Origin of the sequence: Turicibacter bilis (assembly GCF_024499055.1) — a bacterium.
Lineage (GTDB): Bacteria > Bacillota_I > Bacilli_A > MOL361 > Turicibacteraceae > Turicibacter > Turicibacter bilis.
The window spans coordinates 1,657,968-1,683,878 of sequence record NZ_CP071249.1 but is presented as its reverse complement, the minus strand read 5'-3'; the positions used below and the strand labels follow the sequence as shown (position 1 = coordinate 1,683,878).

Sequence of the window (25,911 nt, the reverse complement as noted above, 5' to 3'; positions counted from 1 at the left end):
GAACAAATAATAATCATTAAGAGAATTCCAATAATCAAAATTAATCCAATAATAATTCGACGACTTATTTCCCATATCTGACAGGATAAGAAAAGAAAAGTCAGAAAGGAAGCACTCAGGATAATTAGGCATTGGTCATTAATCTGGTGTCGTTGAATAAACCAAAGGAATAAAATCCCTATCCAAATATAACGTTCATAGGGTTGAAGATTTATTGGACTGAAAATTAGGAGTGGAATCAAACAAAGAATAAGTCCTAATGCTAAAAAATTTCTTAAATAGTACAAATAAAATCCCCCTATCCGTTAAAAATAAGGGTTGAATAGCCCATTATTAGTTTATAAAATTAGAGTAAAATATATGCATATATCGTGTAGTTTTATCTATAGGAAAAAATCATATAGTTATTGGGATAATGAAGTAGATGGATAATGAAAGTAACTTTTCAAATAGACACCATTCGTGTAAAATTGATAAACGAGATATTAGTTTCTAATTTCCTAAGAAATAACTATCAATCAGGAGGAATCATAGATGAAAGATTATTTAGTAAAAGCTTTAGCCTTTGATGATCAAATTCGTGCGTTTGCAATTAGTTCAACGAATTTAGTTGAAGAAGGGCGCCGTCGTCATGGATGTTGGCCAACAGCATCTGCTGCATTAGGTCGTACTTTAACAGTTGCAGCGATGATGGGAAGTCAATTAAAAGGTGAAGAAACAATTACAATTCGTATTAACGGGAACGGGCCCATCGGATCAATCATTGTTGATGCAGATTCAAAAGGAATCGTTCGTGGATACGTAACAAACCCAGAGGTTCATTTCCAATATAATTCAGGAAAATTAAATGTTGGAATGGCTGTTGGAACAGATGGACAATTATCAGTAACAAAAGATTTAGGATTAAAAGATTACTTCACAGGACAAGTTCCATTACAAACAGGTGAAATAGGTGATGATTTCACTTATTATTTTGCAGTATCTGAGCAAGTACCATCTGCAGTTGGAGTTGGGGTTTTAGTTGATCCAGATAACTCTGTTCGTGCAGCAGGAGGATTCATTGTTCAAGTGATGCCAGGTGCAACAGAAGAAACACTAACTAAATTAGAAACAGCATTAGCTAATATCAAGCCAGTTTCTACAATGATTGATGAAGGATATACACCAGAAGCTATTTTAGAAGCGATTTTTGGTAAAGATGAAGTTCGTATTTTAGATCGTCATGATGTTCATTTTGAATGTAAATGTTCAAAAGAGAAATTTGAAACTGGAATCATGAGCTTAGGTAAAGATGAAATTCAAGCAATGATTGATGAGGATAATGGTGCAGAAGCAGTTTGTCACTTCTGTATGGAACGTTATCAATTTACAGCTGAGGAGTTAGAGGAATTAAAAAATAGATAATAAAGGATAAAAATCAATGGGACAATATGAAGAGCAAGTAGAAGTTGTAGAAGCAGAAGTTATCAGTGATGGTAGCCAGTCTTCGGAAAAAGATTATTGGCGTAAACAGCTGAAGGAAGAGTTAAGAGCAGAATTGCGTGAAGATTATCATCATCAACTTCGTAAAGGAGTACTGTCTGCTTTAGGGAAAAGTTATAATCTTGGAATGATGATTGCAGTTGTTGTCTCATTTAGTATTCATCACTCCATCTTATGGGCTATTATCCATGGTCTATTAGGATGGTTTTACGTCATTTATAAAATTCTTTTTGGTTACTAAAAACAAAAATCCATTATTTCATTATGAAATAATGGATTTTTATTTTACATTGGATAAAGTAGATTAATCACCTGTTCAATATTAGGTCTTAAATCCAATTCTCTTAAATTTGTTGAACGTTTAAGATAGGAGATATCTGGTTCAACTGAAACAGGTGTTTCAATTCCAATAAAAAAGAGCAGAAAAGCGCAAATGATAAGAAGTGTGTTAAGCAATTTCATAAATATCGCTCCATTTCCTATTTAACTAATATATTGTACGTCCTAAATATAACGAGTGTGCGACTTAAAGTTGGACAATTAAATTAATTTATGTCATCATTATAAATGAATAGAGTGATTTGTAGCATCAAGTTAGAGGAGTACAGCAAGAAAGAGAGTGGAATCAATGAAGAAAAAATTATTATTAATTTCCTTAGACGCCATGATTGGTAAAGATATTGAAATTTTAAAAATTTTACCGACATTCGCCCCGATTTTAGAAAAAGCATCAATTGTTAAGTCAGTTGAAACAGTTTATCCATCAATGACTTATACAGCACATGCCTCGATTGTATCAGGAACTTATCCAGAAAAGCATGGTGTTATTACAAATGAAGTGTTCACACCATTAATGAATAAAGCACCTTGGTATGAATTACGTACACAAAACAAAGCTCAAATTTTACCTGAGTTGGCGCAAGAAAATGGATATTCAGCATTCATTAATAGTTGGCCAACTTTAGTAGGAGCTAACGTAGACTATGTTATTCAACGTGCAGGGATTCATTATCCAAAAGAAGAACAAGAATCAGAAATTCGCAAAAACTCAAATGCTGTTTTAACACAAGAAATGTGGGATTACTGTGCGGAAGCATGGACATTACCAAATTACTATTCAACAGATAAATTCTCTGCATTAGCTTCAAAATATGTGATTAATCGCTATCAGCCAGATTTAACATTAATGCATATGACATTACCAGATCATTATCGTCATTCACATGGTGTATTATCTGAAAAGCTAGTAGATGCTTATAAGTATTTAGATGATATGTTAGCTATTGTTGTGGATGAATTAAAAGCTCAAGGATTATACGAGCAAACAACATTTGTATTTTGTTCAGACCACGGTCAAGTAGATATTGATATGAGCGTTAATGCCAATAAATTATTAATTGAAAATGGATTGTTAACAGTAGATGAAGAAGGAAACATGACAGATTGGCAAGTCTATGTTCAATCAAGTGCTGTTTCTGCTCATGTTTATTTAAAAGATCCAACTGATCAACAGTTAACAGATAAAGTGTATCAATTATTAAATGAAAATCGTGAGTTATTATATATTGAGCATATCTTTACTCGTGAGCAAGTGAAGAAAACATATCGTTTAGATGGAAACTTCACCTTTGTTTTAGAAGCAAAAGAAGGATCTTCATTTGGATTTAATATTATGGCGGATTACCAAAATCCTATCATGAATGAAGATTACCGTGTAAGTCGTGGGACACATGGTCATATTCCAAGTAAAGGAGAACAGCCATGTTTAATTTTAAGTGGTCCAGGAGTATTAGAAGGAAAAGAACTTTCTGTTGCTAAAGTTGTGGATATTGCTCCAACATGTGCAGCTATTTTAGGATTTGAAATGCCTGAAGCAGATGGACGTGTGTTACGAGAAATTTTAGTTGATTAATAATAAAAGAGGCGTAAGTAACTAGTTACTTACGCCTCTTTTTCGTTGGGATGAGCAATTTTACGATACTGTAAAGGAGTCATTCCTGTTAGTTTTTTAAATGTCATATTAAAGTAATTTTGATTATTAAATCCTACTGATAGAGCAATTGATAATGTTGAGAGATTTCCTTCTCTTAATAGCTCTTTGCTTTTTTCAACTCGAACTTCATTCACAATTTGTGAAAATGTCTTTCCTAACTCTTTTTTTAAAACAGAACAAAAATAGCATTTATTCAAGTGAAAATAACTTGCAACATCTTCAAGTTTTAATTGACGATCAAAATTTTGCTCTACATAGTGGTAGACACGCTGTCCATATAAACCTACTTTATTAGACTCATTTATAGTTTCTTGCTTCATATCCACACCTCGCTCATTATATTAGAAGGTGCTTATTTACAGAAAACACCACTAACGTAAAAATAGTTATAAAAATCTAAATATAATCAAAGAAATTAATTTTTATAACTGCTATAATATAATCAGTAATTTGATAACGATTATCAATTGCGTTGAGGTTATTATAGCATATAGAAGATAAAGAGTAAATATGAAGATAAAGAAAGAGGGGGTAGACTTGAAGAAGAGATATTTAGCAACTTTGCTTATCATCTTATCCGTCATTTCCGTGTTTATTGGAGCCAGTGAAGTGACACTATCAGCAATTTTAAATGGCGATAGTCATCAATTATATATTTTATTTGTCAGTCGTATACCACGTTTATTAAGTGTTTGTGTAACTGGGATTGGAATGAGTATCTGCGGTTTAATTATGCAGCAGCTGACAAGAAATAAATTTGTTTCACCAACGACAGCAGCAACGATGGATTTTGCAAAGTTAGGAATGTTAATTGCAATGGTATTCTTTGCAGGGGCTTCACTCGTCCATAAGATGCTGTTTGCTTTTATTTGTTCATTATTTGGAACATTTTTATTTATGGGGATTATGAAGCAAGTAAAATTTCAAAATTCCTTATTTATTCCGTTAATCGGGATGATGCTTGGAAATGTCGTCAATTCGATCACAAGCTTTATTGCTTATCAGTTTGATCTTGTACAAAATATTTCTTCTTGGGCACAGGGAGATTTCACGAACATCATGAAAGGAAATTATGAGTTACTTTATTTAAGTATTCCTCTTGTTGTTGTCGCTTTCTTATATGCCAATAAATTTACGATTGCTGGGATGGGAGAAGATTTTTCAACTAATCTAGGGCTTAATCATAAATGGATTGTCAATGTAGGATTAACGATTGTCGCTTTAATTACATCGGTAATCATTATTACCATTGGATCGATTCCGTTTATCGGATTAATTGTTCCAAATGTTGTATCGATGTACTTAGGCGATAACTTAAAACATAGTTTAGGACATACTGCATTACTAGGAGTAGTATTCTTACTGATTTGCGATGTCATTGGACGCTTAGTCATTTATCCATATGAAGTATCGATTGGATTAACTGTTGGGATTATCGGAAGTGTCATTTTCTTATACATGTTGATGAGGAGGGATTCAAATGCGTCGGCATAAAGTTTTATATATCCTACTCCTATTAGTAATAGTATGTAGTGTTTTATTCTTAGTTTATGGATTGAACCCCAACTCTTATCAATACGCCTTATCAAGACGTATACCAAAATTAATTGCAATTGCAATGACAGGAAGTGGAATCGCTGTTTCATCAGTTATTTTCCAGACAGTTACAAATAATCGAATTTTAACACCAAGTGTATTAGGATTAGATTCACTTTATAATTTATTCCAAACATTAATTGTCTTTTCTTTAGGATCATTAAATGTCGCTTTAATGGGGTCCAACTTAAACTTCTTGATAGCAGGAGGATTAATGATTATCTTCTCATTACTACTGTTTAAAATGATGTTTAGAAGAGAAAATACAAATTTATTCTTCTTATTAATGATTGGAATGATTTTTGGAACATTGTTTAGTAGTTTATCATCATTTATGCAAATGGTCATGGATCCAAATGAGTTCTTAATTGTTCAAAATAAGATGTTTGCAAGTTTCAACAATGTTAAGTCCTCCTTATTGGGTATCTCAACTATTACGATGGGACTTACTCTATTTTGGGTTTTAAAAGATGCTAAAAAGTTAGATGTTATAGCTTTGGGAAAAGAACAGGCTATTAATTTAGGGATTGATTATGACCGAATGGTTAGAAAAATGCTTGTTGCTGTAGCCATCTTGGTTTCTGTTTCTACAGCTTTAGTAGGGCCTATTACTTTCTTAGGGATTTTAGTCACGAATTTAGCTTATCAAATGATTAAAGATTATCGTCATAGTATCGTCATTCCAACGTCTATCTTACTTAGCTTATTAGCTTTAATTGGAGGGCAGTTCTTAGTCGAACGAGTATTCCAATTTAATACAACCATAGGGGTTATTATTAACTTCGTCGGTGGACTTTACTTTATTTATATCTTATTGAAGGAGGAACGTTTATGATTGAGGTTAAAAATATTTCAAAAAAATATGGTTCTAAAGCAGTCGTGAATAATGTTTCTTTCCAAATCAAGCGTGGTAAAATTACTTCATTTATAGGTCCGAATGGTGCAGGAAAAAGTACTGTTCTCGGCATGATGAGTCGATTGCTTAAAAAAGATTCAGGTGAAGTATTTATCGATGGAAAAGAGATTTCTAAATGGGACACAAAAGAATTATCAAAAGTGATGGGAATCTTAAAACAAAGTAATCACTTAAATGTTCGTTTAACCATTCGTGACTTAGTTGCCTTTGGACGTTTCCCACATAGTCAAGGAAATCTAACATCAGAAGATCAGGTTAAGATTGATGAGGCATTAGCCTATATGCAACTAGAAGATATTCAACATAAATTCTTAGATGAATTAAGTGGAGGGCAACGACAACGTGCTTTTATTGGAATGGTTTTAGCTCAAGACACGGATTATATCTTCTTAGATGAACCATTAAATAATCTAGATATGAAACATAGCGTTCAGATTATGAAGATGCTACGCCGAATTACGGATGAATTAGGTAAAACCGTTGTTATTGTTATTCATGATATTAACTTTGCTTCTTGTTATTCAGATGAAATTATCGCCTTACAAGATGGTGAGATTGCGGTAACAGGAACAGTCAATGAAATTATGCAGGCGTCAACATTAAGTAAGTTATATGACATGGAGTTTAATGTTCAAGAAATCAATGACAAAAAAATCTGTGTATATTACTAAGCTTAGTTGAAAATATAAAATAAAGGTGGAGAAGAAAATGAAAAAAGGATTAAAAAAATTATTATCGACTTCAGCAGTATTAGCGGGGTTAGTGGCTTTAACAGCATGTGCTCAAACATCAGCAGGTAATGAAATTACACAAGGTGAAGGTGAATCAGAAGAGCTAAAAACAATCACTGTTACTCATGAATACGGAGAAACACCAGTCAAAGAAGAGCCTAAAAATGTTGTTGTTTTCGACTTTGGAATTTTGGATGCATTAGATTATATGGGAGTTGAAGTAACAGGTTTACCACGTTCAGGTTCATTACCAGCTCACTTATCAAAGTTTGAATCAGATGAGTATGCAAATGCAGGGTCATTAAAAGAACCAGATTTAGAGGCAGTTTATGAAATGAATCCGGACCTAATCATTATTTCTGGTCGTCAAGCAGATTATTATGAGGAATTAAATGAAATTGCTCCTACTATTTACATGGGACTTGATAATGAGGATTATTTAAAATCATTTGAAGAAAATATGACGTTATTAGGCGATATCTTTAATAAAGAAGATATTGTGAAAAAAGGATTAGAAGAAGTTAATGAAAAAGTTGAAGCTTTAAATAAAGAAGTAACCGCTCAAGGATCAAATGCATTAGTTGTGTTAACGAACGAAGGATCTGTTAGTGCATACGGTGCATCTTCTCGTTTTGGAATCATTCATAATGGTTTTGGATTTGCTGAAGCAGATGAAAACATCGAATCAGCTGCGCAACACGGAGCAAAAGTTTCATTTGAATATATCGCTGACTTAAACCCAGATTACTTATTCGTTGTTGATCGCGGTGCAGTTGTCGGTGGAGAATCATCAGCACAAGGAACATTAAATAACGAATTAATCAATTCAACAGATGCAGCTAAAAATGGTAATATTATTTACTTAGATGCAGCAGTTTGGTACACAGCAACTGGTGGATTTACATCTACACTAAAAATGGTTGATGAAGTTTCAACAGCTATTCAACAGTAATTTAATAAAAATAGGGTGATTATAATCACCCTATTTTTATCACATGCACCGTAAATTGCTTATTATAATACCCTGCCTGTCATAGGATAATAGAAGTAAAAAAAATAAAAGTATAAAAAATCACAAAGTTTTCGTGTTTTTTCACAAAAATACAAAATTTTGTAGTATAATAGAATCTGTTAAGAAATTTGAGATAGTATAATGAATCTAATCAGTCATGAGATTAGGCTTATTATTACCACTAAAATGTGAATTTGAATAACCGATTATTTCGGTACATATTCCCTATAGATTAGTTTTGTACTCCTCAAATAAAATAAGACTAACTTTAAATCTATGATTTGCAGCGCAGATTTAAAAAACTTCAAATTCTCATACTATCTTAATAATCGATTTCTTAATAAGCTCTGACAACTGTCAGAGCTTTTTTTATAGAATAGAAAAGTAATTTTAAATGATAAAAAGAATCCACAAGAGAATAGAATTTTCGGCAGAATGTTGTAAGTCTTTATTAGCTGATTAGTATAAGTATGTAAAATATTAGGTGAATTAAGCTGTATATTTCTCATATCTTTTGAGTGTGAAAAGAGCCATTTTAATTGGTAGGCAGATTTATTTTAAACTATGGTATTAGATTGGACTATTTGGTATAATAGCCTCATTAAATGATATGGAACTCGAAGAGAGATTAATGGAGTGAGTAGAATGAAAAGGTTAAGAAATATTTTAGTAACCATTGTTCCGTTGATTATTTTATTTTTAATAGCGGACTACGTATTACTAGTACCTCTAAATATTCGATTTGAAGAGGGATTTAATTTATTTTTTGCGTTATTAGTCATTGCGATTATTGCTTATTTTTATGAAGATGTTCGTTATATTTTTCAAGATTTAGCCAAAGGTCAATCGATTCATTTTCCAGGTAAGGCAATCAAATTTTGTGTTATCACATTGTTTGTGATTTATATTGGGTATCAAGTTTCATCTACCCCAATTCTTTTAAGTCAGCAATATCGTGATTTAATTGGAGAAATTGAAACAAAGGATTTCACAGAAGACATTCCGATGGTTGATTTATCAAAAATTCCAACAGTAGATGAGGCTTATGCTCGTCGCCTAGGAGATAAGAAATTAGGAGAAGATGTTGGACTTGGATCACAAGTTTATGTTGGCGATTATACGTTAATTAGTATGAACGATGAATTATTCTGGGTTGCTCCACTTGAGCATGTGGATATTATTAAATGGTTTACAAATCGTGAAGGAACACCAGGATATATTATGGTTTCTGCAACAGATGCTCAAGATGTACGTTTAGTCCAACAAGATGCCGAAGGAAATCCTATTAAATTAAAATATTTACCATCAGCTTATTTTAATGATGATATTAGACGTAAAGTTTATTTCGAAGGAAATATGTTTGAAGGATTAACGGACTATTCATTTGAATTAGACGATAATGGTCGTCCATATTGGGTGGTAACAACTTATACGAAAAAAGTTGGAATTCACGGTGGGGCTGATGCGACAGGTGTTGTTGTAGTCGATGCTCAAACAGGTGAAACTGCGAAGTATTCAGTTGAAGATGCTCCAAAATGGATTGATCGTATCCAACCGCAATCATTTGTGATTAATCAAATTAATGATTGGGGATGGTATACAAACGGATTTATCAATACATTATTTGCGAAAAAAGGAATTATTCAAACAACACATGGGACAAATTATATGTACATTGACGGTGATTGGTATTTCTATACAGGGATGACATCAGCAGGTTCAGATGAATCGACGGTTGGATTTATGTTATCAAATACACGTACGAAAGAAACAACATTCTATAAAATTGCTGGAGCAACTGAAACAGCTGCAATGAAATCAGCAGAAGGGAAAGTTCAGCATTTAGGATATCAATCAAGTTTCCCATTACTATTAAATGTTGAAAATGAGCCAACTTATTTCATGACGTTAAAAGATAATCAAGGATTAGTTAAACAATATGCATTTGTTAATGTTAAAGATTATTCTAAAGTTGGAACGGGTGAAACACTGGATGAAGCTCGTGCAAATTATACGAAGTTAGTCTTCGGTGGACAAGGAAACTTCTCTGATATTTCATCAGGTGAGCATAAAACAATTACGGCTACAATTGACCGTTTAGGAATGAGTCAAACGGATGGAAATACGTACTATACAATTATTTTAAAAGAACATCCTGAATTACTGTTAATGGGATCTGGAACAATTTCGCCAGAATTACCAATTAGTCGTGAAGGAGATCAAGTGACTATCGAGTATATCGATGCTAAAAATAAAACAAAAACAATTGTATCGTTTGATAACTTGAGTTTTGATCAGTAAATAATAAAAAGGAGAAGCCGAAAGTCTTCTCCTTTACTATAGGGGGATTGATGATGAGAAAATGGTTTTCTATTTTATTAATTGTGATTGGAGTAGGATGTTGTGTCATGGCAATTTATCCAATCTTCGAAATGAATCAAAAAGTGAATGAATCTTTAAACGAGTGGGAAGGAATTAAAGATCAATATCAACAATCAGATGTAGAAAACAAGGAGCTATTAGTTGAAGGTGTAATTGGGACATTAAAAATTACCGATTATGATAACATTATTCCAATACGTATGGGAACGACAGATGCTATTTTAAAGCAAGGGATTGGATTAGATGAAAGCACAGTTAAGCCAGGGGAAGTAGGGAATTCTGTTTTATATGGACATCGAGAAAATATTTTATGGAATCTGAAAGATGTTGAAATTGGTGACAACATTACTGTAGAAACGTTAGATGGAACGCTAACGTTTGAGATTAGTGAGATTCAAATTGTTGATCCAGAAGATCCATATATCTATCATACTGCTGAAGAACCAACGATTACTTTAGTCACGTGTTATCCATTTATTTATATGGGGCCCACTCCAGAACGGTATGTCGTTAAAGCTGTTCTATCGAAATAATTAAAAAAGTCCAACATTGTTGGACTTTTTTATATTATCGATTTTGACCTTGTGTATCTGTTGTATCAGTTGAGTTTGTTTGGTTAATGTTGAATAATCGATTCCAAGTTGATTCGAAATCTTTTACGATACGTGGTGTATGTTTTTCATCTAAGATTTTAGCTTCATTCATTGTTTGACCTGCTTCGTAGTAGTATCCACCAATAACGTTTTGATTAGCATCTGTCATAACGAAAACATCATAGTTTTTATTGTGTTTAGTTGCAGTATATTGTTGAACATTGACATCTTTTTCAACATATTCTGCTGGTTCAACCCATGTAAAAACCCATTGACCATAGATGTTTTGATCAACTGCAGTTGCTTCATTTAATTTATATGTCTGATGGGCATTTGTACCAGTAGCAGCTTTAACATCTTTATATCCTAAATCTTCAAGATATTTAACGTCAGCATCAGCTGTTTGATCAGTAGTTGTATCGTTGTTGTTTTGATTTTGAGTGGTATTATTCTGATTTGCATTGTTTTGATCGGTTGTATCTGTTTTAGTGTTTGAACAAGCTACAAGTGCTAAACCAATGAATAAAGTCATTAATAAGCGTTTCATCTTAACACGATCCTTTCGAAATAAGTTCGTATATAGTATTCATCGGTTTTAAAGTCACTATACAAAAAAAGTAAAAAAATAAGCGCATTAAAGTTTATCCTTTAATGCGCTTATTTTTAATAATTAATTCCAGCTGGAACAATATATTTATGATCATCTGCTGAACATGGTGTCACAGCGTATGTCATTTTACAATTTGGACAATTATCAATCAGTTTTGTTTTTGTATAAGTTTCTCCACAAGAACAGTTAATTGTTGCTGGTTGAGGCATTTCACGATCAGCAAAACCTTTCATACGGACTTTATCTGCAACAGCTTGTCCGTTTTCAAATTCACAACCACATTTCATTGAAATCATTTCACTCATGAGGCTCATCCTTTCTCACATTGTTAGTCTCATTATAACAAACGCCAGTCATTAAAAATATGATATAAGTCACATTTTAAATAAAAATTAAAATAAACAGATAGTTCAAAATGTCTAAAAAGTAATTTTATAGAAATTATGATAAAATAAATAAAAGAATAGACAGGGGAGGAATTAGATGATTGATTTACACTGCCACATATTACCAGGAATTGATGATGGATCAAAAGATATTGAAGAAACGTTAGAAATGGCACGTATTGCGGTGAGTGAAGGAATTCATCATATTATTTGTACACCACACTACATCCAATATAGTGACTATTACAATAAAGCACAAGTTGAGGCTTTAGTCGCTGAAATGAATGAGAGATTTGTTCAAGAAGAGATTGATTTGACTTTATCAATAGGACATGAAGTATATATGACACCTGATTTACCAAAGCTAGTACAAGAAGGTGAAGTCAGCACATTAAACAACTCTCAGTACATTTTAATTGAGTTTCCAATGAACGATATTCCTATGTATGCAGAAGATGTTTTTTATGAACTAAGATTAATGGGATTAACACCTATTTTGGCACATCCAGAACGTTATCCAATGATTATGGAAGATCCGAATTTATTATTAAAATTCTTAAATCTCGGTGTTTTATGCCAAGCTAATGTTGGAAGTATTCGTGGATTCTTTGGAGAACGAGTTCAACAGACAGTACTTAAATTAATTGAGCATCATATGATTCACTTTATTGCCACTGATGCGCATACACCGAGAAAACGTTCGCCAAAGGTACAAAAAGCATTAGAAGCGGTGACACAGTTAGATTCAAATTTAGCCAAAGAACTATTTATTGAAAATCCATTAAAGGTTTATCAAAATGAACTAATTGAACCGAGACAACCAATTGAGATTGTTAAAAAGAGTTTTTGGAAGTCATTATTTTCAAAGCGTCAAAAATAAGTATATAAAAAGGGCATGTATCAAAATGACTGAAATTTTAGAGTCATAGAGCTACATGCTCTTTTTGAATTTATATGAGTAGTTAGTGATTACGCATTTTTAAATAAAAGAGGTGAAAAAATGATTTCATTATCGGTTTTAACTGGGTGATTTTTAAATAAAGATTTTAAGTAGGGATCTCTAGCTGCTATTTCTTCATTAATCAAAGGTAAGTCAGAGACGATTTGTGAAGATTCATCTTCAATTTCGAAGTAATAGCGGTGGACATTAATTGAAACATTGGGATAAAGCGAACGAACGCCTTCATAGATGGCGTGTTTATGATAGGTTAAATCAGTGGTAACGCAATATGATGGATCAACGAGTTGAAATCTCATACTCTTCCTCCTTTTTTAATTAATAGGGCTTTTTGATATCAATATATATGCTAGAAGGGTGTGTTTTATGAGATATTCTCATCATTTTTTTGAGCCAAATTTCATCAACTGACATATACTGTATTAACCATTGTATAGGGCGGTGAGAGTCTTGAGCAATAACAATAAACGGAATTCTTCTAATCGAGGATCAAAACCCTCTAGTTTATTGGAGAGCGTTCAGGATAAGCATCCAAAGGTTTATGGTGCATTTGATCAACTCAGTCGTATTGGGAGAACGATTGGCAATAAAATAGATAGTGATTTGAATCTTAGGATGAATCAACAATATATTCAATCAAAATATAATCTAGATTGCGCTGATCATATTTGCGTAAAAAGATTTCGTCCTACTCCGTATACCCATCATGGGTTATATTTAGGTTTTGGATTGGTGATTCATTATGATTTTAGTCATATCTGTATTGTATCGTTAGAAGAGTTTGCAAAGGGACAGCCTATTTTTACAGTAAATAGTCCCATCAAATATCCTAAGGAAGTTGTCATGTTACGAGCCTTAAGTCGATTAGGTGAAGAGAAGTATCATTTGATAACAAATAATTGTGAACACTTTGTACGTTGGTGTCGAAGTGGATCTGCTATTGATTTATAAACAGAAAGAGGAGATAATCCTCTTTTTTTGATGAAGATTTAAGGGAAATATCAAATCTGGGGATAAAACGCTATCGTTTTTTCGACAATCGATAGATGTTTAATTCGAAAATAGACAAAATATTATATTAAGCGATAAAGATTAGACAAAAATCAACGTTTAATTCTTAAATAATATAAAAAGTGGTAATAAAAATATTTATTTTTTTCCACATTATGTTAGAATATAGTTATGCACAATTTTGTGGATAGATTTCTTTATTTTCCGTCAAACTATTGATTTACTCGACGAAAATCGAGTTTTTATTTATCCACATAAGCAACTTTATTATGTAGATAGTATTGTTTATAAGTAGGGGATAGAAGTAGCTGTGTGAGTTTTAAAGGGGGATTTAGGAAATATGACATATACCATTTGTAATATTGATAAGATGATATTAACTTCAGTCACAAATAATAATTTAAAGATGGTCCCATATCCATCGCATCAGTATGATTTAGTATATATGTTTCAACGATATAGTCTAAATCCAGAAAGCTTTATACAATGGTTTATTAAAAAAATGAATTTAACGGGTAATGAAGTTGCCCTAGAGTTAGGGTGTTTTTCTAAAATTTATTGGACTCATAATTTGGAATATGCGCAGTTCTTTCAGAAATTATATTTAGTCGATGAGAAAATCGATAATATTTTACAAGCAAAACGAATTTTAAAAAACCATTCCAATATTAATATGACCTTACATCAAAGTGAAGGATTAGATATTGAAAATCAAACGGTCGATTTAGTTTATTCAAGTAATTTGGATTTGAAACTAGATTGTTATCATCCGTCACTTTTATCAGAAGTGATTCGTGTACTTAAAGCCGATGGAACTTTTTATTATACACATATCTTAGAAGATTACTATGCCTCTATTTATCGTTTATTAGAAGAATATGACTTGAATTTATATGTAAATCAACTGCTATCACGACATCTCCAATCGAATATACAAGAAGTTGAACAATTGTTAGCTAGTACTTTTTCAACGATTGAGTCGAGCGAATATCAAACTCAATGGATGGTTGATAATGTGGATGATTTAATTGGGTTTATTTTATGTGATCCAGAGTTTAAAGATATTAAGAATCAAATTTTCAAATCGGGAATCTCTAAATTTAGAGCATTTTTACAAAACAAGATAGAAAAACTTGGGGGAATTTCTGTTATAAGGAGAGTTATCGTTATTTCTTGTACACAGAAGAGAATTTATAGCTAATACTGGGGGTTGGTTATTGTGTCTTTATTAAGTCAGAAGCATTTTAATAGGTCAGCTAAAAGAAATGTGAGTATGATGGAGAATCATGAATTGAAGATTTTAAATATGTTTATTAAATATATGGCGTACTATTCTGATACAGAACTTACTGCATTTACAGATTGGATAGAGAACAATACTAAGTTTGAATTATATCAAGATTTAAAAGTACTCCATATCGGAACATATTTGAAGGAAGTATGGACGCACCAACTACAAGTTGAGAGATTTGAGATTGAAATTATTGATCAGTCATTACTGAATGTTAATGTTACAAAGAAAAAGTTGATGGATACAGGAATTAATATTTCTATTGGTCAAATGGAATATACTAATCTAATCTATGAAAGTTATACATTTGATCGTGTTTTTTCGAAAATTGCTTTTCAGCTTCAGAGTGCAGAACAACAAATTGAATCATTAAACGAAGCCAGTCGAGTTTTGAAGCCAACCGGCATTCATTATATTTTAGTAAATGAACAAAGTTTGATTAGTAGCTTATATCAATTAATGAATGAGTTCAGTAATGAATTTAATATTATTGATCCTTACCAAAAACATCAGATAGATATTGACCAGCAGTTAAAAATGCTTTATGAACAGATAGACGTGACAGAATATGAGGCGAATCATTTAATCCGTGACGTGAAGCAATGTATGTCTCTGTTTTTATCGTATGAGGATGAGAATTATATCAATTATATTGTGAAGCGTCATTTAGGAAAACAATTTAATGAATTTCTTGAAATGAAGTTTAAAACACAAGGTCCCATTATTTTAAAGAGAAAATTCAGACTATTTAAATGTAAAAATAAAAAGAATCAATTAAAGCAATTTTAGTAATCTGGTTATTTATAGTCATCATAAAAGGCTTTTATGACTAAGGCATTTTTGGTGCTCTAGACATAGATTAATTAAAAATAATTATTTCCTCATTCAAATCGTTTTATCGATGCGAATGAGTTTTTTAGGCGCATCTTTTGCAGTGAAGGAGTCAACAGAGATGTCGAGATTAAAACGTTTGAACCATTGGGTGATAAACAATCGAAGTCGTATATGGATATTAATAATTATTGCTGTACTAATGGTAGGATGTATATTTGTTAGTAAACTTCCGCGTTATGTGGATATGTATAAATATATTTTAAATGCTGAAGTATCGCTGGATAATGATGATTTAAAAGGAGCTCTTCTTAGTTTTGAGAAAGCATATGAACTGGTTCCAACTGAATTATTAGAACAGGAGATTGAACGCTTGAATCAGTTAATTAAATCTAAATCCAATTTTTTAAGAGGGGAACAGGCTGAAGAAAGTCAAAATTATGAATCTGCCTATTACTACTATAATGAAGTAAATTCTATTGATGAAGAACGTTATTATCGGGCACAAGAGAAGTTACCGCAAATAGCTGAAAAGGTTGTTGAGAGTATTTATGAACAGGTTGAAAAATATTATGAGGAACATTTATATCTACTTGTTATTGGAAGACTAGAATCTGCTTTAAATTATAATATCCGAGTGGATGAGACATTAGAAAAAATTGACCAGTATAAAGACCTTTTATATAAATACTATATTGATAAAGCTCAATCAGAGGCGTTGACTTATTTTGATGATCCACTGTTTTATCAATTATTTATTACAAGTATTGATAATGCTTTAAAATATGCCATCACAGATGAGCAAAAAGAGTACGTCTTACAACTAAAAGATGAGTTAATAAAGACGAATATCGAACGTTATCTGATATTAGTGCAGGAATCTCATAAAATTGGAGATGAAATCGTGGCAAAGAAATATATTGAACAAATATTAAGTTTAGATGCCACCAATAAAGACGTCTTTCGTTTATTAGAAGAAATATCATTAGATTAATAAAAAAGGACTCTGTTAAACGAGTCCTTTATCACTTTTATAACTGAATTTTATCGGCTTAGAATCCACCATTACAGCAGCATGCGATAATTGCCAATAAAATAAATAAAACTAAGATAAAACAACAAGAATTTCCATTTCCAAACATAAATATTCACCCCACTTAAGTGATCGGTAGATTTACTACCTAATTTAATCTATGAATTTGGTGAGGATTGGTGAGTAAAATACATAAGAAATTTCATCAATTTAAATCTTTATAATAATTTTACAATGTGTAAGAATAAATTATGATATAATTGCTTTAGAAAAAGCGGTTAAAAGTGAAATGGAGATGAAATCATGCGTAAACCGGTGAGAAAGGCAGTTATTCCAGCAGCAGGATTAGGAACACGTTTTTTACCTGCAACAAAAGCACAACCAAAAGAAATGTTACCTATTGTTGATAAACCAACAATTCAATATATTGTCGAAGAAGCTGTAGCATCTGGAATTGAAGAAATTTTAATTGTTACAAGTTCAATGAAACGTCCGATTGAGGACCATTTTGATAAATCATATGAGCTGGAAGATACATTAGAGAAAAAAGGAAAAACGGATATGTTAGAAATGGTTCAAGGAATTTCTAACTTAGCTCAAATTCATTATGTGCGCCAAAAAGAAGCCAAAGGATTAGGGCATGCAATTTTATGCGCAAAAACATTTATTAAAGATGAACCGTTTGTCGTTTTATTAGGTGACGACGTTGTTGTTAATGATGAAAATCCAGCTACACGTCAATTAGTTCAAGCTTATAATAAAATTGGATGCTCAATTATGGGAGTTCAACGTGTACCCCATGAAGAGGTGTCGAAATATGGAATCGTCCGTCCATCTCAGTCTCATACACCAACCGAAAATGGTCGTATGGTGAAATTAACAGGTATGGTTGAGAAACCAAAGGTAGAAGACGCGCCATCTGATTTAGCGGTAATGGGACGTTATGTCTTAACACCAGAGATTTTTGAAATGTTAGAAAATCAAGAGCCTGGTGCTGGAGGAGAGATTCAATTAACAGATGCAATTGACCGTTTAATGGATCGTCAAGCTGTGTATGCTTATGACTTTGAAGGTCAACGTTATGATGTTGGGGATAAGTTTGGATTTATTAAAGCAACAATTGATTTTGCTTTGAATCGTGAAGATTTAGGAAAACAAGTTCGTCATTATTTATTAAATGATATTGCACCACGTTTAAAAGCAGAATTAGAAACAGAACAAGAAGCAATTGAGCTAGTGACTGAAGAAGAAGTTTCTGAAGAAAAAACAGAATTATCGGTGGAATAGAAGAAGGGAAGTCCTCCCTTCTTTTTTTATGTTTTCGGAAAGCATTAACAAAAATAGACATCATCGTGCATATAATGTAATAGGAACCTAAAAGTTTAATTGATATAGGCGGGGTGAGAAATATGAAATTTAAAAAATCTATTTATAAAGCTGAGAAGTTATTAGATAGTTATCAACATGACCCTGATATTACATTATTGAATCCATTTAAAAAAGCAAGTAATGATATAGGAAGCAAAGGTTATTTATTGAATATTAAATATTTATATGTTTATCAGATGTTAAAAGCATCTGAAACATTACCTGATTGGTATGTCTCATTAGCAAAATCAAAGCTCAATCGGTTAGAGTCATATTTTAATTCATCGTTTCAAAATGTTCTTCAAGATGCAAGGTTAGAAACAGAGACCTTAAATAAGTTCTTAACTCAGCGAATTGCATGGATTTATCAAGGGAAATTCAGGGTTTATCCGACGACACCGCTCGATTATTTACCACTTCAATTGCGATTAAAAGTTTATGTTTTCTTATATCATAATGAGGAGGATGCTAAGGCTAGATGTCATTTGAGAAATCGAATTTCTGTAACGTTAGCAAAACTAGGACATCTAGAATTAGCCAACTTTTATAGTGTTTATAACTGGTTAATGGCACAAGATGTTATCAATACACATTTTGCAGAATCGAGTCATTTAAGACATAGTTTACACAGTCAAAAGTATGCCAGCCAATCTACGAAACGATTAGCTAAAGATGGACAAGATGTTACTATTATGACAGAGCTAAGTTACTACTACACTCAGTTATTGAATCCTAAAACCATGAAGTACGATCGTGCAAATGTAGCGACGATTGACTTAGTGGCATTGTATTATGATCAATATCCACAACTGGAGCAATTAAGCTTACCATTAAAAAACTATTTAAGAACGAAAGATAAAAAAGAATTTTATGAAAAAGTCGCTCAAAAACGAATGAAATTCATTCGAGATGTGGTTCATGTTCCATATACCTTAAAAGAACCAAAGCTGAGCCCTGTAAATCAAGATCAGCTTGCTATTTATAATTACTTATTACGAATCACTGAATAAAAGCATGTCTACTCCCTTTTCGACATATGTTGTTGTGAAGGGAGTTTTTTTATGATTACGATTAGCCAGTTAAGAGAAAGTTCAATGCGTTATATTGATTCACAATCGATTGCGCTTATTTATATGTTAAAAGCTTTAGATGAAATCCTTATTTTAGATAATGAAATCCTCGTCTATCCTAAAAACTTATACTGTCGTGATGAGGATTTGATTCTTTATATTTTTACGCCAACCTATCAACTCATCACGATTACTTATGATTTAGAAGTGATTCGCGTAGTTACACGAAGTCTTCGTTATCTTGTGAAAAGTGAGTACCAATTAGCTGAGAATTGTCACCGATTAATCTTATCATTTGCTGATGATGAAATTATCTGCTTTCAACCGAAAAAAGATACGACATTACCGTATGTAAAAGAATTTAATTCACAGCTTGTACTGATTTGTAGATATTTACAAGAAAAATATTAATGAACAAAAAAATAGGAGAAAGCGAGTCCTTTTTGTGTGTGACTGATAGCAGATTAATTAAAGTTTGAATTTTTTTGAATAATCTTTTTTGAACCTCCCACAATAAAATTATCATTCAGATTAACGGAGGTTGGGAATATGGCATCTTTAAAAGGGACTGAAACACATAAAAATTTAATGAGAGCATTCGCGGGAGAATCGCAGGCTAGAAACCGATATACATTTTATGCAGGGATTGCACAAAAACAAGGTTATCCATTAGTAGCGGATGTTTTTAACTATACCGCTGAACAGGAACGTATGCATGGAAAAATCTTTTTTGAGTATTTAGCTGAAGAGTTCAATGGAGAAGAAATTGAGATTGATGCGGCTTATCCTGTTGATTTATATCAAGAAAATACGGTGAAAAACTTATTAGCATCTGTCGCTGCCGAAAGTCATGAACATGAACAAGTTTATCCTACGTTTGCTAGAGTGGCAAAAGAAGAAGGATTTAATCAAATTGCAGCTTCATTTAATATGATTGCTAAAATTGAGGAAATACATAGTAAACGATTTGCGAAATTAGCCAAAGAGTTAGAGGATGACACGATGTTTAAAAAGGCAACTCCCGTTGCCTGGGAGTGTCAAGTTTGTGGGCATATTCATTATGGAGTAGCAGCACCGACTATCTGTCCAGTTTGTAAGCATCCAAAGGGATATTTCAAAGTACATGGAGAAGAGCTAACTGAACAAAAATAGGCATCGAGTAATCGATGCTTTTTCTTTATTTACTTCATGAAAAAGATGAATTATACTTATACTAAGTTATGGATATTGATGAAAAATGAGGGATTATGATGTGGCCAAGTGAAAAAAAGACATTAATTATGGGAATATTAAACACTACCCCAGATAGTTTCTCAGATGGAGGAAGTTATCAACATTTAGATGAGATTGTGGCTCGAGCTAAACAAATGGTAGCAGATGGGGCCGATATTATTGATGTCGGTGGTGAATCGACACGTCCGGGTTCAACTATTGTAGAACTTGAAGAAGAGTTAGCGCGTGTAATTCCTGTTATTAAACGATTAGCGAGTGAAATTGATGTGCCCATTTCAGTAGACACTTATAAAGCAGAAGTGGCAAGACAAGCGGTTGAAGTGGGAGCGACAATTATTAACGATATTGGTGGTGCTAAGTTTGATCCATTAATGCCAGAAGTTATGGCTCAAAGTGGTGCTTATGTTATTTTAATGCACAATCGTAAGCCGAATTTAAATGAAACAAATTGTATCACTACGATTAGTGGTGAATTAACAGAATATGAAGATATTGTTGATACAGTGAAAGCTGAGCTGAAAGAGTGTATTGATCTAGTGAAAGTAGCTGGAGTACCAGACGATAAAATTATTATTGATCCAGGAATTGGTTTTGCTAAAACTGTTGAGGGTAATATTGAATTAATGCAACGAGTTTCCGAATTACATGACCTAGGGTATCCAATTTTACTTGGTGTAAGTAAGAAAGGATCGATTGGACATTTACTTGGCGGGCTTGATGTTAACAATCGTACGGAAGGTACAATGGCAGCTACTTGCTTTGCTGTGAGTCAAGAAGTTGAAATTGTGCGTGTACATGATGTACTTGAAAATTCGCGGGCAGCAAAAGTGATGCAAACCCTTTTAAATTATGTATAAAGTGAGGATATAAATATGGGAAAAATTATGTTGAATGATATGATTTTTATTACACGCCATGGGGCTTGTCCACATGAATATGAATTTGATCAAAAATTTAAAGTGGATGTATGGATGACAACAGATTGTGTCGTAAAAGCAGGAGCAGTTGATGCGTTAAATTTAACGATTAATTACGCAGATGCGTATGCTTTAGTTGAAGATGTGATGTATGGTGAACATGTTGATTTATTAGAAACGTTAGCTTATCGTATTGGAAATAAGTTAATTGAAACTTATCTATCAGTTGAGAAAGTAACAGTTGAGGTTCGTAAAATGCAACCACCCATCGCAAACTTTAACGGCACAGCTGCTGTTAGTTTAACAGTGACACGTTAGGAGCGATGAGAATGAATAAAGCCTATTTAGGACTAGGTTCAAACATGGGAGATAAAAAGCGTTATTTGTATGATGCGATTCAAATACTAAATCATCACGAACAAATAACGATTACGACGTTATCATCTTTGTATGAAACAGCACCATGGGGATATGTTGACCAAGATATTTTTATGAATTTAGTTGTTGAAATTGAAACGACGTTAGGTCCAATTGAACTATTGGATGTTTGTCAACAGATTGAAAATGAGCTTGGACGTGTACGTGAGTTTAAGTGGGGACCTCGTGTGATCGATGTGGATATTTTAATTTATAATGATGAGAAAATTGAGTGTGAACGTTTAATCGTGCCACATCCATATATGACAGAACGTGATTTTGTGATGATTCCACTAGCAGAGATTTGTCCACAGTTAGTTGTTAAAGAAAAAAAGGTACAAGATTGGGCACAAAATTTTAATCAAGAAGCCTTAAAAATTATTTCATCAAAATAAAAAGGAAGCCAAGGCTTCTTTTTTTGTGTTTTTGACTTAAACAGTCCAATTTTCTATGTAAAAGAGATGTTCTTAATTCATCACTTACATGGGTGGAGACTTTATTTTATTTATACAGATGATTGTTATTTAGTAAATAAATGGAGTTATGTAAAAAAAGGGGCTGTCTCAAAATAGATGGCCCTTTGAATTAAAAAACTAGAGTTTACAAAAAAAGGCAGTCCCATTCGGGACTGCTTTTTTGTATACTTTTTTTATGCTAAAAAAAGAAAATATACATCAAGATTATACAACTTATTCAGCTGGATATCAACTCTCTTTAACGATGGATATTCAAGTTTATATTGCACCTCATGACCCTGTACGTTTGCTTAATCAATTATTGGAGGGATTAGATGATAAAAAATTATTAAGCACTTACTCTGATCAAGGGAGAAATTCTGTCGTACCACCGGTTATTATGTTTAAGATTTTAGTTTACGCGTATATGAATCGCGCTTTCTCTTCGCGAGAAATTCAGCGACTTTGTCAACGGGATATTCATTTTATCTGGTTGTTAAACGGTTATCCCGCGCCTAGCCATCATACGATTAATCGATTTAGAAAACATCATTTAAGCGATGGTGTCATGGAAGATTTATTTGATCAATGGATTGAGCGTCTTCACGCCTTAGATGAAATTCATTTTAAAAACCTATTTATTGATGGAACAAAAATTGAAGCGAATGCCAATCGTTATTCCTTTGTTTGGTTAAAATCAGTCACTAAAAATGAATCTAAACTTCATACAAAAATTGAAAAACTGCTTCAACAAATCAACGAAATGTATCTAACAACGTATCAGTTCAATTCGAATCAACCCTTAGATGTTTTAGAATCTTGTTTAATGAATTTGAAACAACGAGTGATTGAACAATCCATTGAATTTGTTTCTGGAAAAGGAAAGAGAAAAACCGTTCTCCAACGTCAAGTGGAAGCACTCGAGGATTATATTGAAAAACAGAACATGTATTTGACGTATCAAGAAAGGATTGGCGAGCATCGTTCAAGTTGTTCAAAAACGGATGTTGATGCCACTTTTATGAGAATGAAAGACGATCACATGAAAAATGGTCAATTAAAACCAGGATATAATGTCCAAATTGGCGTTGAAGCGGAGTATATTGTGCATGTTGGAATCTTTAGTTCGGCCAATGATGTCACGACTTTGATTCCCTTTCTGACATCCATGGAATCTCGATTATCTAACACATTTGAACGGGTGATCGCAGATGCAGGTTATGAAAGTGAAGAAAATTATGCTTATTTGAAGGAGAACCATCAAAAAGTTTTCATTAAGCCTCTCAACTATGAAGCCTCAAAAACAAGAAAATATAAAGCTCAACTGGGGAAACGAGAAAACATGGCATATGATGAACTCACAGATACCTATACGTGTGCCAATGGAAGAGTGTTAAAACCGATCGAAGTTAAAAGTCGAGAAAGTCGGACGGGATATCGAAAAGAAGTCACGATTTATGAATGTGAAACTTGCCAAGATTGTCCCTTGCGTTCCAAATGTACAAAAGCGAAAGAAGGAAACCATAAACGAATAGAAGTGTCTAAAAAAATGCTTTCGCTAAGAACAGAGTCACTTGAAAATATCCAAAGTGAAGAAGGGATTATTTTAAGAAAGAATCGCCCCATTCAAGTTGAAGGTGCTTTTGGCGTGTTAAAACAAGATTACGGCTTCAGAAAATTTTTAACCCGCGGAAAAGTTCATGTCACAGTAGAAATGTTGCTTCTATGTTTTGGATATAATGTACAAAAATTACATAACAAAATCCAAAACAATCGTTGCGGGCAACAACTCCATACACAAAAAGTGGCTTAAAAAATCAGAATATACGGTCATTTTGAAGGAAAGAAACGTCCTTCTTTTCATCGTACTCAAAAATAAATTCAATCCATAAAATTCAATCCAGGGCCTAATTTTTTTACGATGAATAGCCAAAAAAAGGAGCATGTAGCTCCATGACTATGAAGTTTTAGTCATTTTGATACAGCCCCTTTTAGAAATAAATCATATCGACCACTGAGCGCTCACTTCCATCAGAGGGAGTGTTAATTAATTTTCCTTGGAAGTAAAGGCTAGTCGATCCACCACCATCTAAGTTATAGGCAGTTTTGCATCCGAGATTTAAAAAAATTTGTTGAAGTTCATTTAAGGTCATTCCATCCGCACCTTCCATTCGCCCTTCAACAACAACAATCACATATCGATTATCATTGAGTTGACCAATTGCGGTTCTTGGATGACGACTTTTATCACTTAACTGAGTAGCTTGTCCATCTCGAATAAGAATAGGACCAAAAGTAAAGGTTTGCTCAATATCACCGGAATTAAATTCTTCTTCTGTATTAACAGTTGTAAAATTTAAATTGCCATCTGATTGTAAAGATAAAATTTCCTCTGTATAGGCAGAGTCAAGGCTAATAAGTTCTCCGTTGCGAACGACAGTTCCCATCGGTTTATTTGTTTTAGCATAAAAGCCTGAGGCGTTAATGGCAAGTACGGCATTTAAACGATTGGCCATAGAGGAGATAGTCTCCCGATTTCCATTGTACGTATCATTGGCCATCGCCCCTTTTAGGGGAGTGGTATCAGACGAAATCACTTCAGTGACCCAATAATGCTGATTTTCCGTTCTTGTTTCAACAAGTTTTACTTTTAAATCATCTTTAATATAAAAATGTTCGTTAATTTCATTATAATAGTTTTGGATTTTATCATGTTCTTTTTGAACTTCATTTTTTGCTGTCTCTAGTTCGCTCGCTTTAGTTTGTGCCTCTCCAAGAAGTTTTCGATATTTTGTTTCAAGATCTATAACACTGAGTGGTCGTTCGGCGATATATTGTTCGTTTAATTTAGTTAGTTCATCTAACTGACTGCTCAAGCTACTAATATTCTGATTGAGTTGCTCATTTTGCTCAGTTAATGCTACAAGTTGATCTTCTTGAGATGTATTTTCATCTTCTAATGTTAGTTTTGTTTGTAGGGCCTCTTCTAGTTGTTGTTGTAGCGAATGATTGGCATCAATTAATGCTGTTTGGGCATGATGTTGTTGATCAATTGTTTGATTTTGTTGCTCAATTTTAGTATTTAATGATTTAATGAGTGTGCTTGTTTCGTAATAATAGTACGCGCATCCCCCAATAATTAAAGTTAAAATATTAAGTGTGATAATATTAAACCAAATCTTTTTTTGTTTATTTTGATAACGGCTCACAGCATTCACCTCCATATGATTTTCTCATTATACACTGTGAAGGCGACGAAAAAGTTGGATTTACGTCGTTTGAGTTGTAAAGAAGTCATAAGATTTTAGATAAATTAAAAAGCCCTCATCAAAAGAATGGAGGCTTTTACTTGCTAGTCTAAACTAATATTCTAGTAACTGAAGCGACTATGATACTGATGAACTTTAAATTAGGTTAGCCCTAGTTAATAACTAAGACCTTACTATCAATGACATATGGCATAAAGTTAGTGATTTTTTCAGATGATAAGTCATCAGCTAGACTATGGATATTAATTGAACGTAATTGACCTTGTGAATTTCTAAATTTACATGTTCAAGTAGTTGTTTCATTCATATTAAAATTTCCCTATAATAAGTTTAGATTGAAGTCGTTCAAGCTTGATC

At 32.8% G+C, this 25,911-nt stretch carries 29 protein-coding genes and 1 pseudogene; 22 read left to right on the top strand and 8 right to left on the bottom strand.

What is annotated here, in order from left to right; translation table 11 throughout:
* The first annotated feature begins 534 nt into the window (after positions 1-534).
* Together hslO and J0J69_RS08145 are read left to right on the top strand one after the other, a co-directional pair.
* Positions 535-1,404: an Hsp33 family molecular chaperone HslO gene (gene hslO, locus J0J69_RS08150; protein WP_055277014.1), complete on the top strand. Its 870-nt coding sequence runs from the start codon at positions 535-537 to the stop codon at positions 1,402-1,404.
* A gap of 16 nt (positions 1,405-1,420) precedes the next feature.
* Positions 1,421-1,723, top strand: coding sequence for a hypothetical protein (locus J0J69_RS08145; RefSeq protein WP_055242414.1), 303 nt, complete (start codon positions 1,421-1,423; stop codon positions 1,721-1,723).
* Between the two features lie 44 nt (positions 1,724-1,767).
* Here J0J69_RS08145 and J0J69_RS08140 read toward each other — a convergent pair whose 3' ends face one another.
* The gene (locus J0J69_RS08140; protein ID WP_156343902.1) at positions 1,768-1,944 is read right to left on the bottom strand and encodes a hypothetical protein; all 177 of its coding nucleotides are present in this window, start codon (positions 1,942-1,944) and stop codon (positions 1,768-1,770) included.
* A 166-nt stretch (positions 1,945-2,110) separates the two neighbouring features.
* Here J0J69_RS08140 and J0J69_RS08135 point away from each other — a divergent pair, with 166 nt between their 5' ends.
* Positions 2,111-3,394: an alkaline phosphatase family protein gene (locus tag J0J69_RS08135; protein ID WP_212725965.1), complete on the top strand. Its 1,284-nt coding sequence runs from the start codon at positions 2,111-2,113 to the stop codon at positions 3,392-3,394.
* Between the two features lie 29 nt (positions 3,395-3,423).
* On the opposite strand, the gene J0J69_RS08130 is transcribed toward J0J69_RS08135, so the two are convergent.
* Positions 3,424-3,795 carry a helix-turn-helix domain-containing protein gene (locus J0J69_RS08130; RefSeq protein WP_055242418.1) on the bottom strand — a complete coding sequence of 124 codons (372 nt, stop codon included), beginning with the start codon at positions 3,793-3,795 and terminating at the stop codon, positions 3,424-3,426.
* A gap of 217 nt (positions 3,796-4,012) precedes the next feature.
* On the opposite strand from J0J69_RS08130, the gene J0J69_RS08125 reads away from it, so the two are divergent.
* The 6 genes from J0J69_RS08125 to srtD all read left to right on the top strand — a co-directional run bounded on the left by J0J69_RS08125 (position 4,013) and on the right by srtD (position 10,645).
* Positions 4,013-4,969 carry an ABC transporter permease gene (locus tag J0J69_RS08125; RefSeq protein ID WP_212723396.1) on the top strand — a complete coding sequence of 319 codons (957 nt, stop codon included), beginning with the start codon at positions 4,013-4,015 and terminating at the stop codon, positions 4,967-4,969.
* Entirely contained in the window at positions 4,956-5,906 is a 951-nt protein-coding gene (locus J0J69_RS08120; protein ID WP_212725966.1) for an iron chelate uptake ABC transporter family permease subunit, read from the top strand. Before J0J69_RS08125 ends, J0J69_RS08120 begins: the two co-directional genes overlap by 14 nt.
* Positions 5,903-6,658 carry an iron ABC transporter ATP-binding protein gene (locus tag J0J69_RS08115; RefSeq protein WP_055277006.1) on the top strand — a complete coding sequence of 252 codons (756 nt, stop codon included), beginning with the start codon at positions 5,903-5,905 and terminating at the stop codon, positions 6,656-6,658. Before J0J69_RS08120 ends, J0J69_RS08115 begins: the two co-directional genes overlap by 4 nt.
* 37 nt (positions 6,659-6,695) lie before the next feature.
* Positions 6,696-7,670, top strand: coding sequence for a siderophore ABC transporter substrate-binding protein (locus J0J69_RS08110; RefSeq protein WP_212725967.1), 975 nt, complete (start codon positions 6,696-6,698; stop codon positions 7,668-7,670).
* Positions 7,671-8,375: 705 nt separating this feature from the next.
* Entirely contained in the window at positions 8,376-10,031 is a 1,656-nt protein-coding gene (locus tag J0J69_RS08105) for a hypothetical protein (RefSeq protein WP_212725968.1), read from the top strand.
* A gap of 53 nt (positions 10,032-10,084) precedes the next feature.
* Entirely contained in the window at positions 10,085-10,645 is a 561-nt protein-coding gene (gene srtD / locus J0J69_RS08100) for a class D sortase, LPxTATN-specific (RefSeq protein ID WP_212725969.1), read from the top strand.
* 34 nt (positions 10,646-10,679) lie between these two features.
* Here the strand turns inward: srtD and J0J69_RS08095 are convergent, their stop codons facing one another.
* Together J0J69_RS08095 and J0J69_RS08090 are read right to left on the bottom strand one after the other, a co-directional pair.
* The gene (locus J0J69_RS08095) at positions 10,680-11,252 is read right to left on the bottom strand and encodes a hypothetical protein (protein ID WP_055242433.1); all 573 of its coding nucleotides are present in this window, start codon (positions 11,250-11,252) and stop codon (positions 10,680-10,682) included.
* Between the two features lie 116 nt (positions 11,253-11,368).
* The gene (locus J0J69_RS08090) at positions 11,369-11,620 is read right to left on the bottom strand and encodes a hypothetical protein (protein ID WP_082411238.1); all 252 of its coding nucleotides are present in this window, start codon (positions 11,618-11,620) and stop codon (positions 11,369-11,371) included.
* Between the two features lie 178 nt (positions 11,621-11,798).
* On the opposite strand from J0J69_RS08090, the gene J0J69_RS08085 reads away from it, so the two are divergent.
* The gene (locus tag J0J69_RS08085; RefSeq protein WP_055242435.1) at positions 11,799-12,581 is read left to right on the top strand and encodes a tyrosine-protein phosphatase; all 783 of its coding nucleotides are present in this window, start codon (positions 11,799-11,801) and stop codon (positions 12,579-12,581) included.
* Positions 12,582-12,670: 89 nt separating this feature from the next.
* On the opposite strand, the gene J0J69_RS08080 is transcribed toward J0J69_RS08085, so the two are convergent.
* On the bottom strand, positions 12,671-12,958 hold the full coding sequence (locus J0J69_RS08080) for a hypothetical protein (RefSeq protein ID WP_055242438.1): 288 nt from the start codon (positions 12,956-12,958) through the stop codon (positions 12,671-12,673).
* Positions 12,959-13,109: 151 nt separating this feature from the next.
* Between J0J69_RS08080 and J0J69_RS08075 the strand changes: the two genes are divergently transcribed.
* From J0J69_RS08075 to J0J69_RS08060, 4 genes are all read left to right on the top strand, one after another.
* Positions 13,110-13,610 carry a lecithin retinol acyltransferase family protein gene (locus J0J69_RS08075; RefSeq protein ID WP_055276995.1) on the top strand — a complete coding sequence of 167 codons (501 nt, stop codon included), beginning with the start codon at positions 13,110-13,112 and terminating at the stop codon, positions 13,608-13,610.
* Positions 13,611-14,010: 400 nt separating this feature from the next.
* The gene (locus J0J69_RS08070) at positions 14,011-14,871 is read left to right on the top strand and encodes a class I SAM-dependent methyltransferase (RefSeq protein WP_212725970.1); all 861 of its coding nucleotides are present in this window, start codon (positions 14,011-14,013) and stop codon (positions 14,869-14,871) included.
* Positions 14,872-14,889: 18 nt separating this feature from the next.
* Positions 14,890-15,750 carry a class I SAM-dependent methyltransferase gene (locus tag J0J69_RS08065; RefSeq protein ID WP_055242444.1) on the top strand — a complete coding sequence of 287 codons (861 nt, stop codon included), beginning with the start codon at positions 14,890-14,892 and terminating at the stop codon, positions 15,748-15,750.
* A 163-nt stretch (positions 15,751-15,913) separates the two neighbouring features.
* Entirely contained in the window at positions 15,914-16,786 is an 873-nt protein-coding gene (locus J0J69_RS08060; RefSeq protein WP_212725971.1) for a hypothetical protein, read from the top strand.
* A gap of 58 nt (positions 16,787-16,844) precedes the next feature.
* Here J0J69_RS08060 and J0J69_RS08055 read toward each other — a convergent pair whose 3' ends face one another.
* Positions 16,845-16,934 carry a sporulation protein YjcZ gene (locus J0J69_RS08055; RefSeq protein ID WP_082411259.1) on the bottom strand — a complete coding sequence of 30 codons (90 nt, stop codon included), beginning with the start codon at positions 16,932-16,934 and terminating at the stop codon, positions 16,845-16,847.
* A 194-nt stretch (positions 16,935-17,128) separates the two neighbouring features.
* Here J0J69_RS08055 and galU point away from each other — a divergent pair, with 194 nt between their 5' ends.
* The 8 genes from galU (at position 17,129) to J0J69_RS08015 (ending at position 24,098) form a co-directional block, all read left to right on the top strand.
* On the top strand, positions 17,129-18,112 hold the full coding sequence (galU, locus tag J0J69_RS08050) for a UTP--glucose-1-phosphate uridylyltransferase GalU (protein ID WP_055242448.1): 984 nt from the start codon (positions 17,129-17,131) through the stop codon (positions 18,110-18,112).
* Between the two features lie 122 nt (positions 18,113-18,234).
* Complete coding sequence (locus J0J69_RS08045; RefSeq protein WP_068759185.1) at positions 18,235-19,203, top strand: hypothetical protein; 969 nt, start codon at positions 18,235-18,237, stop codon at positions 19,201-19,203.
* A gap of 51 nt (positions 19,204-19,254) precedes the next feature.
* Positions 19,255-19,674: a DUF3908 family protein gene (locus J0J69_RS08040; protein WP_055277653.1), complete on the top strand. Its 420-nt coding sequence runs from the start codon at positions 19,255-19,257 to the stop codon at positions 19,672-19,674.
* 138 nt (positions 19,675-19,812) lie between these two features.
* Positions 19,813-20,415, top strand: a complete 603-nt coding sequence (rbr, locus tag J0J69_RS08035; protein ID WP_055277651.1) for a rubrerythrin — start codon at positions 19,813-19,815, stop codon at positions 20,413-20,415.
* 98 nt (positions 20,416-20,513) lie between these two features.
* Positions 20,514-21,353 (top strand): dihydropteroate synthase, encoded by an 840-nt coding sequence (gene folP, locus J0J69_RS08030; RefSeq protein ID WP_237252645.1) that lies wholly within the window; start codon positions 20,514-20,516, stop codon positions 21,351-21,353.
* Between the two features lie 15 nt (positions 21,354-21,368).
* Positions 21,369-21,731, top strand: a complete 363-nt coding sequence (gene folB, locus J0J69_RS08025) for a dihydroneopterin aldolase (RefSeq protein ID WP_068759183.1) — start codon at positions 21,369-21,371, stop codon at positions 21,729-21,731.
* 11 nt (positions 21,732-21,742) lie between these two features.
* On the top strand, positions 21,743-22,225 hold the full coding sequence (gene folK / locus J0J69_RS08020) for a 2-amino-4-hydroxy-6-hydroxymethyldihydropteridine diphosphokinase (RefSeq protein WP_212725973.1): 483 nt from the start codon (positions 21,743-21,745) through the stop codon (positions 22,223-22,225).
* A gap of 256 nt (positions 22,226-22,481) precedes the next feature.
* On the top strand, positions 22,482-24,098 hold the full coding sequence (locus tag J0J69_RS08015; RefSeq protein ID WP_256637854.1) for an IS1182 family transposase: 1,617 nt from the start codon (positions 22,482-22,484) through the stop codon (positions 24,096-24,098).
* 178 nt (positions 24,099-24,276) lie between these two features.
* Here J0J69_RS08015 and J0J69_RS08010 read toward each other — a convergent pair whose 3' ends face one another.
* On the bottom strand, positions 24,277-25,494 hold the full coding sequence (locus J0J69_RS08010) for a phosphodiester glycosidase family protein (protein ID WP_055242520.1): 1,218 nt from the start codon (positions 25,492-25,494) through the stop codon (positions 24,277-24,279).
* Positions 25,495-25,705: 211 nt separating this feature from the next.
* Positions 25,706-25,825: pseudogene (locus tag J0J69_RS13595) on the bottom strand (hypothetical protein); the annotation flags it as partial.
* Positions 25,826-25,911: the final 86 nt, after the last annotated feature.

What these genes read in the sequence shown, in the direction of transcription:
- folB (WP_068759183.1), top strand. Translation starts at nt 21,369, where the DNA reads ATGGGAAAAATTATGTTGAATGATATGATTTTTATTACACGCCATGGG.
- J0J69_RS08060 (WP_212725971.1), top strand. Translation starts at nt 15,914, where the DNA reads ATGTCGAGATTAAAACGTTTGAACCATTGGGTGATAAACAATCGAAGT.
- rbr (WP_055277651.1), top strand. Translation starts at nt 19,813, where the DNA reads ATGGCATCTTTAAAAGGGACTGAAACACATAAAAATTTAATGAGAGCA.
- J0J69_RS08140 (WP_156343902.1), bottom strand. Translation starts at nt 1,944, where the DNA reads ATGAAATTGCTTAACACACTTCTTATCATTTGCGCTTTTCTGCTCTTT.
- srtD (WP_212725969.1), top strand. Translation starts at nt 10,085, where the DNA reads ATGAGAAAATGGTTTTCTATTTTATTAATTGTGATTGGAGTAGGATGT.
- J0J69_RS08085 (WP_055242435.1), top strand. Translation starts at nt 11,799, where the DNA reads ATGATTGATTTACACTGCCACATATTACCAGGAATTGATGATGGATCA.
- J0J69_RS08015 (WP_256637854.1), top strand. Translation starts at nt 22,482, where the DNA reads ATGCTAAAAAAAGAAAATATACATCAAGATTATACAACTTATTCAGCT.
- J0J69_RS08070 (WP_212725970.1), top strand. Translation starts at nt 14,011, where the DNA reads ATGACATATACCATTTGTAATATTGATAAGATGATATTAACTTCAGTC.
- J0J69_RS08095 (WP_055242433.1), bottom strand. Translation starts at nt 11,252, where the DNA reads ATGAAACGCTTATTAATGACTTTATTCATTGGTTTAGCACTTGTAGCT.
- J0J69_RS08115 (WP_055277006.1), top strand. Translation starts at nt 5,903, where the DNA reads ATGATTGAGGTTAAAAATATTTCAAAAAAATATGGTTCTAAAGCAGTC.
- J0J69_RS08040 (WP_055277653.1), top strand. Translation starts at nt 19,255, where the DNA reads ATGATTACGATTAGCCAGTTAAGAGAAAGTTCAATGCGTTATATTGAT.
- J0J69_RS08135 (WP_212725965.1), top strand. Translation starts at nt 2,111, where the DNA reads ATGAAGAAAAAATTATTATTAATTTCCTTAGACGCCATGATTGGTAAA.
- J0J69_RS08045 (WP_068759185.1), top strand. Translation starts at nt 18,235, where the DNA reads ATGAAATTTAAAAAATCTATTTATAAAGCTGAGAAGTTATTAGATAGT.
- J0J69_RS08120 (WP_212725966.1), top strand. Translation starts at nt 4,956, where the DNA reads ATGCGTCGGCATAAAGTTTTATATATCCTACTCCTATTAGTAATAGTA.
- J0J69_RS08080 (WP_055242438.1), bottom strand. Translation starts at nt 12,958, where the DNA reads ATGAGATTTCAACTCGTTGATCCATCATATTGCGTTACCACTGATTTA.
- J0J69_RS08130 (WP_055242418.1), bottom strand. Translation starts at nt 3,795, where the DNA reads ATGAAGCAAGAAACTATAAATGAGTCTAATAAAGTAGGTTTATATGGA.
- galU (WP_055242448.1), top strand. Translation starts at nt 17,129, where the DNA reads ATGCGTAAACCGGTGAGAAAGGCAGTTATTCCAGCAGCAGGATTAGGA.
- J0J69_RS08055 (WP_082411259.1), bottom strand. Translation starts at nt 16,934, where the DNA reads ATGTTTGGAAATGGAAATTCTTGTTGTTTTATCTTAGTTTTATTTATT.
- folK (WP_212725973.1), top strand. Translation starts at nt 21,743, where the DNA reads ATGAATAAAGCCTATTTAGGACTAGGTTCAAACATGGGAGATAAAAAG.
- J0J69_RS08110 (WP_212725967.1), top strand. Translation starts at nt 6,696, where the DNA reads ATGAAAAAAGGATTAAAAAAATTATTATCGACTTCAGCAGTATTAGCG.
- J0J69_RS08090 (WP_082411238.1), bottom strand. Translation starts at nt 11,620, where the DNA reads ATGAGTGAAATGATTTCAATGAAATGTGGTTGTGAATTTGAAAACGGA.
- folP (WP_237252645.1), top strand. Translation starts at nt 20,514, where the DNA reads ATGTGGCCAAGTGAAAAAAAGACATTAATTATGGGAATATTAAACACT.
- J0J69_RS08105 (WP_212725968.1), top strand. Translation starts at nt 8,376, where the DNA reads ATGAAAAGGTTAAGAAATATTTTAGTAACCATTGTTCCGTTGATTATT.
- hslO (WP_055277014.1), top strand. Translation starts at nt 535, where the DNA reads ATGAAAGATTATTTAGTAAAAGCTTTAGCCTTTGATGATCAAATTCGT.
- J0J69_RS08145 (WP_055242414.1), top strand. Translation starts at nt 1,421, where the DNA reads ATGGGACAATATGAAGAGCAAGTAGAAGTTGTAGAAGCAGAAGTTATC.